Source organism: Pseudoalteromonas sp. S4492 (genome assembly GCF_005886115.1).
In the GTDB taxonomy this organism is placed as follows: domain Bacteria; phylum Pseudomonadota; class Gammaproteobacteria; order Enterobacterales; family Alteromonadaceae; genus Pseudoalteromonas; species Pseudoalteromonas gelatinilytica.
This window is the reverse complement of record NZ_PNCP01000050.1, coordinates 79,232-92,086: the sequence shown is the minus strand read 5'-3', so window position 1 is coordinate 92,086 and position 12,855 is coordinate 79,232. Positions and strand designations below refer to the sequence as shown.

The following is a 12,855-nucleotide window of genomic DNA, read 5'->3' as shown; positions in this document are numbered from 1 at the left end:
CCCCCCCCCCCCCCCCCCCCCCCCCCCCCCGCTCCCCTCCTGCCGCCCCCGGCATCTGTTAGTTAGCTGAGTGACTAGCGCTGAGCCGTGAGCTCTTAGCTTTTAGCTCGCAACTCGCAACTCGCAACTTGCAACTCGCAACTCGCAACTTACTTCAATCTAATCGACGTTGCTTCAATCTCGATTAAACCTTGCTTAAACAAACCGCCAATGGCTTTTTTGTAGTTTGCTTTACTGGTTGAGAAAGTCTTTTTAATTGCTTCTGGGTCTGATTTATCACCTAAGTGAAGTACGCCGCCTTCGGCTTTTAATTTAGCTAAGATTTTTTCGCCTAAGTCGTTTACTTTGCCCATACCTGGCTTTTCAAGTAGTACGTCGATTTTGCCGTCCTCACGTACTTTTTGAATAAAGCCTTTTAAGCGCTGACCAACAAATAGCTTTTTAAATACCGTGTTGTAGTAAACAACACCAATGTGGGCTTCGTTCACGAGTACTTTGTAGCCAAGGTCTGTTTTACCGGCAACGATTAAGTCAACTTCTTCCATCGTTGCGTAAGTTGGTTCTTCTTTCGATAAAAACTTATTAAAGTTGCTTGATGCGCAAATACGTTGGCTAGCATTATCTAGGTATAAACGTACAAGATACGAAAAGCCGTCTTTCATTTTTGGCTTTTGTTCGTTGTATGGCGCTAGTACGTCTTTTTCGAGGCCCCAATCCATAAACGCACCAGTGCTATTGATAGCTTTAACACGTAGTAGGGCAAATTCGCCTACCTCAGCCAATGGTTTTTTCGTGGTACCGGTTGGGTGACCTGCGTGATCTAAGTAAATGAATACTTGAACGCTGTCGCCAGCTTCTAGTTCGTAATCAATTTCTTTGCTTGGTAAGAATACTTCGCCTAAATCACGGCCATCTAAATAAGCACCTTCGTTAGACATTTCGTTAACGAAAAGGGTTTGTGTGGTTCCTAAAATACTCATTGTTATTCCTGTTCTGGCTTTTTCTTACGGCGCATTGGAGCAAAACCATCTACATCAATTGGTGCTTGAATAGGGGCTTTAGGCTTTTTAGGGGCTGCTTTGCGTTTTGGTTTAGCAGGTTTTGCAGCCACTTTTTTCTCTGCTTTATTCCAAACTGTGTTTGGTTTTTTCTCACGCAGACCTTTAAATTTACCAACAAGGCCATCAACGGTGAAAAAGCTTAATTCATCATTTAAAAATGCTTTAATTGCTTTGTAGCTAGGCCAATCTTTCGGGCCCACTAACGAAATAGCAGTTCCTTTAAAGCCTGCGCGACCAGTACGACCAATACGGTGCACATATTCTTCAGCATGTTTTGGCAGGTCAAAGTTAATTACATGGGTCACGCTTAATAAATCAAGACCACGTGATGCAACATCAGTGGTGATTAAAATTTTAAAGTTTTCACGGCTAAAGGCATCCATAATTTCAAGGCGCTTAGCCTGTGTTAAGTCACCCGCAAGTGCTTGTGCTTTTAGGCCTTTATCAGATAATAATTGGCTTAAACGCTGAGTATCGGCACGTGTTGCAGTAAAAATAATGCATTGGCCAACATTATCTTGTTTTACAAAGTGCTCTAGTAGCGCTTCTTTGTGATCTAGATGATCAGCTAAATAAAGCTGCTGGGTAATGTCACTATGTTGCTCGTTAGAGGCACTTAACAGTATTTGTTTTGGTGAGCGTAATAAGTTACGCGACAAAGCATCAACTTGTGCATGGTCAAGGGTTGCTGAAAACAATAACGTTTGGCGTAAACGGTGATCAGCAAGCTCGTTGATCATTTTAACTTGATCGGTAAAACCTAAATCTAAAATACGGTCCGCTTCGTCAAAAATTAACAGCTCTAAGCCTGAAAGTTGTAACGAGCGTTGACTCAAATGGTCAGCAATACGGCCCGGTGTGCCCACTACAAAGTGCGGGTCTTTACGAAGTGCTTTAATTTGATCGTTAAAGTTTTCACCACCCAGTATTTTTACTGCACTAATGTTTGTGCCTGCAATTAAAAGTCTTAATTGGCTGTATACTTGGGTTGCTAATTCGCGGGTAGGCGCAACGATCAAAACGCGAGGGTCGCGTTTACTGAGTGCTTTTTGTTTCATTACACGCTGTACAGCAGGTAATAAAAACGCCAGCGTTTTGCCCGATCCTGTTTTTGACTGTGCAAAAATATCATGGCCTGCGATAGCTGTTGGTACCGCGTGAGCTTGAATGTCAGTGGGCTGGGTGATGCCTTGATGCGCAAGTTGTTTTTCGAGGCGTGTATCAATCCCAAGTTCAGTAAAATGCAATGCGTAATCTCCGATGAGCAAAATTTGTAAATCCCGTTCATTATAACGCACTTGCCTCACTAGGAGACAGTAAAAACACAGCTATTTCGCATCAGTTTTTGCAATTATCGTTAATTCGCGTAAAATACGCGCCCTCAATGCGCCGGATTTGCGATTCGGTTAACGCCCCACATGGGCATTTAAAGCAAAAGGTAAAACCATGACTGCTGTTCATAAAGACAATGTAACTAGCGAGCACTTTGTTGTTTGCGCACTTTACAAATTTGTAGCCCTTCCTGATTTTGAAGCGATTCGCCAACCACTACTAAAAGTAATGGAAGACAATGAAGTACGCGGTACTTTGTTACTTGCGGCTGAAGGTATTAACGGTACTGTTTCTGCTAAACGTGAAGGTATCGATAACCTACTTGCATGGTTAGATGCACAACCAAACCTAGATAACATTGTGACTAAAGAGTCATACGATGACGAATGTCCGTTCTACCGTACTAAGGTAAAACTGAAAAAAGAAATCGTAACTATGGGTGTTGAAGGTATCGACCCACGTGAAGTAGTGGGGACATACGTAAAACCAGCTGATTGGAATGCGTTAATTTCAGACCCTGAAGTGATTCTTATCGATACGCGTAACGATTACGAAATAGAGATCGGTACTTTCCAAAATGCGGTTGATCCAAACACGAAGACATTCCGCGAATTCCCTGCATGGGCGAAAGAAAACCTAGACCCAGCAAAGCACAAAAAAGTAGCGATGTTCTGTACTGGTGGTATTCGCTGTGAAAAATCAACTGCTTACATGAAAGAGCAAGGCTTTGACGAAGTATTCCACCTTGAAGGCGGTATTCTTAAGTACTTAGAAGAAGTACCAAAAGAAGAAACTATGTGGGAAGGTGAGTGTTTTGTATTTGATAACCGTGTTGCGGTAAATCACGACTTACAAAAAGGTTCTTACGACCAATGTCATGCGTGTCGTATGCCTATCACTGAAGAAGAAAAGCAAAAACCAGAATACATGGAAGGTGTTTCGTGTCATCACTGTCACGACAGCCTAACAGAAGAGCAACGTGCACGTTTTGCTGAGCGTCAAAAGCAAATCGAATTAGCACAGGCGCGTGGCGAAGGTCACATCGGTAATGAAGCGCAAGAAGTTCTTCGTAAGCGTAAAGAAGCTAAAAAAGCGCAAAAAGAAGCACAGCGCCAACAGTAATTTTTAGTATTGTTAATAGTTAAAAACCTCAGCATTATCTGGGGTTTTTTTATGCCCGTAAATCGCCTACATACAGTTTATTACAGTTCTTAAACAGTATCTAACTCATGCTAGGAATACTATCTATCTAAGCTTTTATACTGACAGGGTGAGAACAATGAAGAAATTACTGATAGGTTTACTCTTTTTAGGCGGCTGCGCATCACAAGGAGTTGATAGAGCCGACCAAAATGTGATGATCAAACGCTTTTATGCAAAGGTAACATCAGTAAAACCCGTTAAATTATCATCGAATGTTAAAACGGGTATAGCAGCAGGCTCTGCGATAGGTTTTGTTGATGAATTAGATGGCAACCACGAAGAGATGATTGCAGGCGCCCTTGCTGGAGCACTGGTCGGCGGGATTTTTACTGCAATTGCAGAGGGAAGCAACGATGCCTTTGAATATTCATTACGTTCAGAGCAAGAAGGGAGTTTTACGCTAATTCAAAAGGAACAAGTTGATATTAACTCAGGGTGTGTAGAGGTTACCATTGCAAGCGAAGCACACTTAAAAGGGGTCGATTCATCACATTGTCGTTCTTAATTTGAAAACAAAGGCGATGTATGCGTTTATTTCACCTTGGCTAATTGTTTATTAAACGAAGTCATCTTTTTATTGATCACAAAGCTGTTACACTTCGTAACAATTAAAACGATTCTTATTTAGGTGAAATTTTGACAATTGGCAAGTTACATACATGGACTTTAATTGCCTGTATTAGTTGTGTTTCCGTCGCTGAGGCGGCTAATGTAGTTGTAGAATCAGTGTCTGTTGAAAAGTCTAAACAACAGATAAAAGCAGTGGGTAACGCTGAAGCGATCCACTCAGTCACACTTTACCCAGCCGTTGGTGACAGAGTCACCGCTGTTTACTTTAAACCAGGCGATAACGTTGCCAAAGGTGACTTACTATTAGAGCTTGATTCACGTAGACAAAAAGCAGCGTTGATCGAAGCCGAAATTACATTAAAAGATGCTGAGCGCACCATGAAAAGGCTTGAAGAAAGTCACGCCCGTGGTGCGGTGCCACAAAGTGATTTAGATGATGCGAAAACGCTTTATGAGCTTGCAAAAGTCCAGTTAATGCAAGCCCAAACAGAGCGTGAAGACCGCGAAGTTCGTGCTCCTTTTAGTGGTGTTATGGGTTTAACTGACGTCGAAGTAGGCGACAGGATCACAACCCAAACAGCCATTGCCACTATCGATGATATTTCTGAACTTTATATCAATTTTAATGCCCCAGAGGCCGCTATCTCAGTGCTTAAACAAAAATCCTCGGTCGAAGTGGTGCCTTGGTTAGGCGATAAAGGTTATACGGCTAAGGTGGCAGAGCTTGATTCGCGTATCAATGCCCAAACCCGCACACTTAGAACAAAAGCCAAACTTGATAATAATGGCCAGCAATTTATGCCGGGTATGAGTTTTCGTGTGCACATAAATATTCTGGGTGAAGAGTTTGCGGTCGTACCCGAAGCTGCCATGATGTGGGGTGCTGCAGGCCCTTACGTATGGAAGAGTGTCGATAAAAAAGCAACTCGTGTTGATGTAAAAATTGAGCAGCGTCTAGCAGGGCGTTTACTAGTCTCTGGTGGCTTAAACGAAGGTGACTTATTGGTGACAGAAGGCGTTCAGCGCCTAAGACCTAATCAAGAGCTTAATTTCATCAATGAAGTGCAGCTAGCCAAGGAGTAATGATGAAACAGCAACCTATGATGGAAGACTTACCATCAATGGCGATACGTCGCCCTGTTTTAATTGTGGTACTTAACTTACTCATTATTATTGCCGGTATTGCTGCAATAGCTGGGGTTGAAGTGCGTGAGCTTCCTGATGTTGATAGGCCACGTATTACCGTATCAGCGTCTTTTCCGGGTGGTTCACCGGAGACCGTAGATACCGAAGTGACTAGTAAGCTCGAAGGGGCGGTTGCGAGGGTAAGTGGTGTAAAGTCGATTCGTGCGCAAAGTGAAGAAAACAATGCTCGTATCGTGGTTGAGTTTCGCCCTGGTGTTAATTTAGATGATGCTGCAAATGAAACACGCGAATCAGTGGCCCGTGTGCAGCGAGAATTACCCGAAGAAGTTGAACGGGTATCAATTATTAAAGCCGATAACGATGCCGAAGCGGTAGTATCGTTAACGGTATCAAGTGATAGCTTATCCCTTGAGGCACTAACAGAGCGTGTTGATGTTGACTTAGCCCCGCAGTTTTTAACTATTCCTGGAGTTGCCGATGTTCGCTTAAATGGTGACCGTGAACGGGTGCTTAGAGTGCGTATCGACCCACTTAAGCTGAGCAGCTTTAACCTTACCGTACCAGATATTGCCAACGTACTTCGTCAGGCTCCCTTTGATGTGCCTGCAGGTAGTTTAAAATCAAGTGATCAACAAGTCATCGTTCGTGCTGATGCAACGTCAATTTCTGCTGAACAAGTAGCCGATATCATCGTTCGCGACGATACCCGTATTGGCGATGTTGCAGCTGTTTACTTTGGCCCAGCTGATCCGCGTTCGTTCGTAAGGCTTAATGGCACACCTGTCATTGGCATGGAAATTATTCGTCAGGCGCAATCGAATACCATCGAAATTTCTGATGAAGTGCTCACTTTAATCGAGCGCATGCGAGTACGTTTTCCTGAAATGGAATTTACTCTCACCTCTGATGATGCGCAGTTTATCAGAAGTTCAGTTGATGAAGTCATTAATTCCTTGTTGCTAACCGTGCTGTTAGTGGTGATCACACTATGGGTGTTTATTGGCTCATGGCGCGCAACCCTGGTTCCTGCATTTGCGATACCTGTTGCATTAATTGGCTCTTTAGCACTTATTTGGGCGCTTGGTTTCTCAATTAATATTCTTACTTTACTTGCATTAGTGTTAGCAACCGGCCTAATTGTTGATGATGCCATTGTGGTTAGTGAAAATATACAACGTCAGCGGGGCTTAGGTCTGGGCCGCCGTGCAGCTGCAGTGGTTGGTACGCGTGAAGTATTCTTTGCTGTTGTGGCAACAACCGCCGTATTGGCTGCGGTGTTTGTGCCTATTGCTTTTTTACCATCAACAGCAGGACGCCTATTTAGAGAGTTTGGTGGTGTATTAGCTGGCGCTGTGATCATCTCAAGCTTTGTAGCACTGTCTTTGGTACCTGCGTTGACTTCAAAATTGAAATTAAAGCAGGGTGGTTTTCATCCATTTGCGAAAGTTGGCCATGGTTTAGCCGCCGTTTATAAGCGCACAATACATGGTGTGCTTGAGCATGCATGGCTTACCTTTTTTGCATGTTTGTTGGTTGCAGCAGGCTCTGGGGCACTTTATTTCAACCTAGATAACGAGTTATTACCAACAGAAGATCGCGGTAAAATCCGTATTTTCGCCCGAGGTCCTGATGGTGTTGGCCTGAACTTTATGGACAGGCAAGCGGTGCAAATGGAAGATATCTTACTGCCGTATGTTGAAAGTGGAGATATTGAGTCTATTTACACTGTGGTTGGGCAATGGGATCCAAATATTGTATTTATCACTGTGCCGCTAAAACATTGGGACGAACGTCATTTTAGTCAGCAAGAAATTATCAATAAAATACGTGAACCGTTAGGGAATATTCCTGGTGCGGCTGGTTACCCAGGTGGCTCAAATAGTTTGAACTTACGTGGTCAAGGCGGTGGTATTGAGCTTGCTTTATTAGGGCAAGATTACCTCGAGATATTTAAAGCCGCGCAAGAGTTCTCTGCTGAAATTGAAAAAGCAGTGCCAGAAGTGGCGCCTGTGCGTATTTCATATCAGCCGTCACAGCCACAATTACGGGTTAATATTGATAGGCGTCGTGCTGAAGAGCTTGGTGTATCGCTCAGTGATATCTCTGTGACACTACGCGCAGCAATCAATGGTGATGATATCGCCGATTTAAACATTGGTGACCAATCAATCCCAATTATGTTGCAAGCACAAAACCAAACAATCACAAACCCAAGTGACTTAGCTAACTTGTATGTTGGTGGCCGTAATAGTCAGTTAGTGCCACTGAGTAGTGTGGCAACGATTACTGAAGAAGGTGTTGCCGCTGAGCTTGAGCGTCATGCGCAGCGCCGTGCTATTGAACTAAGTATGGAAATGCCAGAAGGCGTTACCATTGCTGAGCTTGTAACAAAAATCCGTGATATTTCAGAGCAATCTCTGCCTGCTGGCATCAGCTTAGCGTTTAAAGGTGAGGCATTAACTTTTGAAGAAACCGCTAATGAAGTATTAGTAACCTATGTATTGGCCTTTTTAATTGTACTACTGGTTTTGGCAGCGCAATTTGAAAGTGTAAATAGTGCAATTGTTGTGATGATCACCGTACCGTTTGGTATTACATCAGCGATTTTGGCGCTGTATCTAACGGGTACATCATTAAACATTTACTCGCAAATTGGTTTAGTGATGCTGATTGGTCTCATTGCTAAAAATGCCATATTGCTGGTGGAGTTTGCCGACCAATTACGTGATCAAGGCCGATCGGTTAGAGCTGCGGTAGAAGAGGCTGCATTGGTTCGCCTTCGCCCAATCGCGATGACACTGGTTTCAACCTTACTAGGAGCATTACCACTTATTTTATCTACCGGCGCGGGGGCTGAGGCTCGTAACGCGATTGGTTGGGTGGTATTTGGCGGTTTAGCACTTGCGGTGTTATTTACCCTGTATCTAACGCCTGTCATATACCTTGGTTTAGCTCGCTTTACTAAACCAAGAGGTGATGAGTCGAAACTTCTGGCCGAAGAGTTAGAAAAGGCTTAATCCTATTGAATTGGCTATTTTTCTTTGAAAAAATAGCCAATTACCCTCACAATTAATACAAATGCTATGAACTAGGTACGCGTATGCAAGCCGAACATGTCGATATTGCCCAATTTCTTTCTGATCATGCACCGTTTGATGATCTTCCTGAAGAGGCCGTCAATAAACTCGCCTCACAAGTCGAAATCGCTTATTTTCGTGTGGGTACACAAATATTAAATTACGGCGAAGATATCGCTGATTTATACGTTATACGCACCGGCGCTGTAGAAATGTATCGCCGTGATGGTGAGTTATACAACCGCTTAACAGTAGGGGGGATATTCGGGCAGATGGGTTTGCTGATGAATCGCAAAGTGCGCTTCCCGGCAAAGGCGCTTGAAGATACCTTAGTTTATTGCATTAACGTTGAGTTGTTTAACCAATATTGCGATGAATACGACGTATTTGCTGATTTTTTTGAAGCCGACGGTAATGTTAGGCTTCATCAAGCTGTTGTAGAGCAAGCAGACAGCAATGATTTAACAACCGCGAAGGTCAAGTCACTTCTTCATCGCGATGTTGTTACTGTAGCAAAAGATGCGTCTGTGCAAATGGTTGCACAGTTGATGACGCAAGAGTCAGTATCATCGGTATTAGTCACTGATGCAGATAAACCGATCAGTGATGATCCTGATGATGATGACGGCCAAGTCGTTGGTATAATTACCGACCGTGATTTACGAACGAGTGTGATTGCAGATGGCTTAAGCTATGAAGCCCCAGCAGCGCAAATTATGCAAACCGATTTAGTTTTGCTTGATAGCAATGCCTATGTGTTTGAAGCAGTACTTGCAATGCTCAGAGACAATATTCACCACCTTCCAGTCGTTGTGAAGAAAAAGCCTATCGGCGTTATTTCGCAATCAGATATCTTACGCTACGAATCACAAAGCAGTTTATTGCTAGTGCGGGGTATTTTAGCGCAGCAGTCGGTTGAAGATTTAGCTCACTATGCAAGGCAGTTACCTAATGTCTTTGTACGCATGGTGAACGAAGATGCTAACTCCCACATGATAGGTACGGCCATGGCCGTTATAGGCCGTACTTTTAAACAACGCTTACTTGATTTAGCTGAAGAAAAGTTTGGCCCGCCACCGGTGCCATACTGTTTTATTGCTTTAGGCTCTATGGCACGTGATGAACAGTTAATCGTTACCGACCAAGATAACGCCATTATCCTCGATAATGGTTTTAACGAAGAATTACACGACGAATACTTTCAAAATTTGGCTGACTTTGTTTGCGATGGTTTAGCTGAGTGTGGCTATAAGTACTGTGAAGGTGAAATCATGGCGTCATTCAAAAAATGGCGTTTAACTCGCGAGCAGTGGCAAGAACAATTTGCAGATTGGATGGCCGAACCTAAACCGCAGGCTTTATTACACAGCTCGATCTTTTTTGATTTAGACGGTGTGTACGGTAAAAACAAATGGGCTGATGAGCTCAAACGATTTATTGCAACTGAAGGGCGTAAGAATAAGCGTTTCTTGGCTAACCTTGCAGCCAATGCCCGTAACAGAACACCGCCTCTAGGTTTCTTTAAAGACTTTGTGTTAGAGCATAATGGGCAACACAAGCGTTCTATGAACTTAAAACGCCGTGGCACAGCGCCTTTGTCTGATGTAATACGTGTGCATGCATTAGCTATCGGTAGCCGTAAACAGAATTCATTTGAGCGACTAGAAGATATTATTGATGCCAAATTACTTCCTGAGGGTAAAGCGCAGGATTTACGTGATGCGCTAGAGTACATTGCGATGGTAAGAATTAGGCACCAAGCATGGCAAATTGAAAAACTTGATGAAGCGCCTGATAACGATCTTGAGCCTCATTTACTATCACCCTTTGAGCAGCGCAATCTTAAAGAGGCATTTGCGATTTTAGATAAAGCACAGAATTTCCTTAAATTCAGATACTCAGCTAACTCAGGGATGAAATAATGGCAAAGCAAGGCGCTAAACTTGATTGGCCAAGCCGCTACCAGCAGCAACTAAAGGTAAGTAAACAGCCATTAATCCAAGAGTTTTATTCTTCAGCCATCAATGATTTAAGCATGCCTATCAGCGACGTTCCTATGGTCGCGCTAGATTTTGAGACGACTGGTCTAAATTTTGATGGTGACGATATTGTCAGTGTGGGATTAGTGCCTTTTAATTCAAAGCGAATTTTTTGCAAATACAGCAAGCATTGGATTGTTCAACCACGGCAAAAGCTCGCTGAAGAGTCGATTGTTATTCATGGTATAACTCACTCAGAAGTGAGTGAAGCACCAGATTTTTCTTCTATCATGGAGCCTTTATTAGCTGCATTAAAAGGCAAAGTGATTGTGGTTCATTTTGCACCTATTGAACGGCACTTCTTATATCAAGCGTTGCAAGCACGTTTAGGGGAAGGACTTGAGTTTGCAGTTATAGACACGCTAGACCTTGAAACGCGAGCGCTTAAAGCAAAGCAAGGCATACTAGGACGGTTATTTAATTCTAAGCTCGACTCAGTACGATTAGCTGACTCGCGTATTCGGTATTCATTGCCAGCCTATCAAAATCATAATGCGCTTAATGATGCCATAGCCACCGCAGAGCTATTACAAGCACAGCTTGCCTACCATTATCGCTCTGATACACCATTAGGTGAGTTACTTATATAACGTGAGTAGCACTGACTTTAGTCGGGTATTTAAAATTAGTTGGTAAAGCTTAAATAATAAAAAAACGCCGCAATGCGGCGTTTTTTGTTATTTAAAGTTTTGTGATTAGTTTCTTGGCTCTGTTCTCAAACCAAGAATTAAACTCACGCACATTAATAACAATACAAAGGTAAACGGTAAGCCCGTAGATACGGCGCCTGCTTGTAATGCTTCGATAGCTTGTGTGCCACCAATCCAAACAAGTGCAGCTGCAATAGCACCCTCGATTGTTGCCCAGAAAATACGTTGTGGCACTGGCGCGTCAACTTTACCACCTGCAGTGATTGAGTCGATTACTAATGAACCTGAGTCAGATGACGTGATAAAGAACACGAGTACTAGCACAATTGCAATGAACGAAAGCACTTGCGACATTGGCAGGGCCTCAAACATTTGGAACATAGCAAGAGGTACATCAGTTAAGCCTTTCTCACCCAGCACACCCACTTTATCAATAACTTGCTCAATCGCGATACCACCGTAAATTGACATCCAAAAGATGGTAACGATAGTAGGGATAAGCAATACGGCAATTAAGAACTCGCGAATTGTTCGGCCCTCAGATACGCGCGCAATGAACATACCAACAAATGGTGACCATGAAATCCACCAAGCCCAGTAGAATACAGTCCAGCCATGCATCCATGTTTCATCTTCCCGACCATGCGGGTTACTCAATGGAATGATGTTTTCAACATAACCCATTACTGTATTCGGGATATTACCAAATGCCGCGGCAAAACCGACAACACCAACAAACACTAACAAGACGAAGGCAATGACCATATTAACGTTGCTCAGTAATTTTACACCGCCGTCAATACCGCGAACAACTGAGATCACCGCAAGTAACGTTACCCCAGTGATAACACCAATTTGTAAGCCAATTCCTGCATCAGTACCAAATACATGATTAATACCTGCAGCCGCTTGTTGCGCACCTAAGCCAAGTGATGTTGCAAGGCCAAATAACGTAGCAAGTACCGCTAAAATATCGATGATATGACCCGGCCAACCCCAGGCTCTGTCACCTAAAATAGGATAAAAAATCGAACGAATAGATAACGGCAAGCCTTTGTTATAGCAAAAGAACGCGAGAGAAAGCGAAACAACGGCGTAAATTGCCCAAGGGTGAAGACCCCAGTGGAACATGGTTGCACCCATTGCAAGTTTGGCTGCTTCTGGGGTGTTAGCTTCAACGCCGAGTGGCGTTTCGTACCAGCCTGTAAAGTAAGCCACAGGTTCTGCGACGCCCCAAAACATTAAGCCAATACCCATGCCCGCAGCAAAGAGCATGGCTAGCCATGAAATTCGAGAATGAGATGGTCTTGCGTCATTGCCACCTAAGCGGATATTACCGTAGGGTGAAACAATCAACGCAAGGCAAAACAATACGAATAAGTTTGCTGACCACATAAAAAAGCCATCAAAGTTATTAATAATGTCATTCTTAATGCCATTTAGGGTTGTTTTTGCTGTTTCAGCATCTGAAATGAGTGTTGCCACTAAAAATAGGGCGATTAAACCCGCACTGATGCCAAAAACAGGGTTGTGCACATCAAAACCCCATTTTTGTACATTGTCCTGACCGACAGTGTAGTCGGTATTGTCGATACTGTACTTGTCATGATGTTCGCTCATGAATACCTCTTGTTGTGATTATGTTTAGCAGAGAGCTAAACGGCCGGTTGCTACCTATTTATTTCATTGCAAGTTATACGTATGAACACTAAAAATAGTTCGTAGACGAAATAAATTTGTACCAAATATTAGTCTTTAGTGTAGGAGTTCGAAAATA

Annotated in this window: 9 protein-coding genes; 6 read left to right on the top strand and 3 right to left on the bottom strand. The window is 43.2% G+C overall.

Annotated elements, in window-relative coordinates:
• Window positions 1-149 precede the first annotated feature (149 nt).
• On the bottom strand, window positions 150-980 hold the full coding sequence (locus CWC28_RS17010; RefSeq protein WP_138625480.1) for a CvfB family protein: 831 nt from the start codon (window positions 978-980) through the stop codon (window positions 150-152).
• 2 nt (window positions 981-982) lie between these two features.
• The gene (locus CWC28_RS17005) at window positions 983-2,308 is read right to left on the bottom strand and encodes a DEAD/DEAH box helicase (RefSeq protein ID WP_063706172.1); all 1,326 of its coding nucleotides are present in this window, start codon (window positions 2,306-2,308) and stop codon (window positions 983-985) included.
• A 199-nt stretch (window positions 2,309-2,507) separates the two neighbouring features.
• Here CWC28_RS17005 and trhO point away from each other — a divergent pair, with 199 nt between their 5' ends.
• The 6 genes from trhO to CWC28_RS16975 all read left to right on the top strand — a co-directional run bounded on the left by trhO (window position 2,508) and on the right by CWC28_RS16975 (window position 11,018).
• Window positions 2,508-3,515 carry an oxygen-dependent tRNA uridine(34) hydroxylase TrhO gene (gene trhO / locus CWC28_RS17000; protein WP_105174083.1) on the top strand — a complete coding sequence of 336 codons (1,008 nt, stop codon included), beginning with the start codon at window positions 2,508-2,510 and terminating at the stop codon, window positions 3,513-3,515.
• Between the two features lie 157 nt (window positions 3,516-3,672).
• Window positions 3,673-4,101, top strand: coding sequence for a hypothetical protein (locus CWC28_RS16995; RefSeq protein WP_105174084.1), 429 nt, complete (start codon window positions 3,673-3,675; stop codon window positions 4,099-4,101).
• Window positions 4,102-4,232: 131 nt separating this feature from the next.
• Window positions 4,233-5,249: an efflux RND transporter periplasmic adaptor subunit gene (locus CWC28_RS16990; protein WP_082874084.1), complete on the top strand. Its 1,017-nt coding sequence runs from the start codon at window positions 4,233-4,235 to the stop codon at window positions 5,247-5,249.
• Between the two features lie 2 nt (window positions 5,250-5,251).
• The gene (locus CWC28_RS16985) at window positions 5,252-8,329 is read left to right on the top strand and encodes an efflux RND transporter permease subunit (protein ID WP_138625481.1); all 3,078 of its coding nucleotides are present in this window, start codon (window positions 5,252-5,254) and stop codon (window positions 8,327-8,329) included.
• Window positions 8,330-8,412: 83 nt separating this feature from the next.
• Window positions 8,413-10,311 (top strand): DUF294 nucleotidyltransferase-like domain-containing protein, encoded by a 1,899-nt coding sequence (locus CWC28_RS16980; protein ID WP_138625479.1) that lies wholly within the window; start codon window positions 8,413-8,415, stop codon window positions 10,309-10,311.
• Window positions 10,311-11,018, top strand: coding sequence for a 3'-5' exonuclease (locus CWC28_RS16975; RefSeq protein WP_138625478.1), 708 nt, complete (start codon window positions 10,311-10,313; stop codon window positions 11,016-11,018). Before CWC28_RS16980 ends, CWC28_RS16975 begins: the two co-directional genes overlap by 1 nt.
• 105 nt (window positions 11,019-11,123) lie before the next feature.
• Here the strand turns inward: CWC28_RS16975 and CWC28_RS16970 are convergent, their stop codons facing one another.
• On the bottom strand, window positions 11,124-12,698 hold the full coding sequence (locus CWC28_RS16970) for a BCCT family transporter (protein ID WP_063705435.1): 1,575 nt from the start codon (window positions 12,696-12,698) through the stop codon (window positions 11,124-11,126).
• Window positions 12,699-12,855 lie beyond the last annotated feature (157 nt).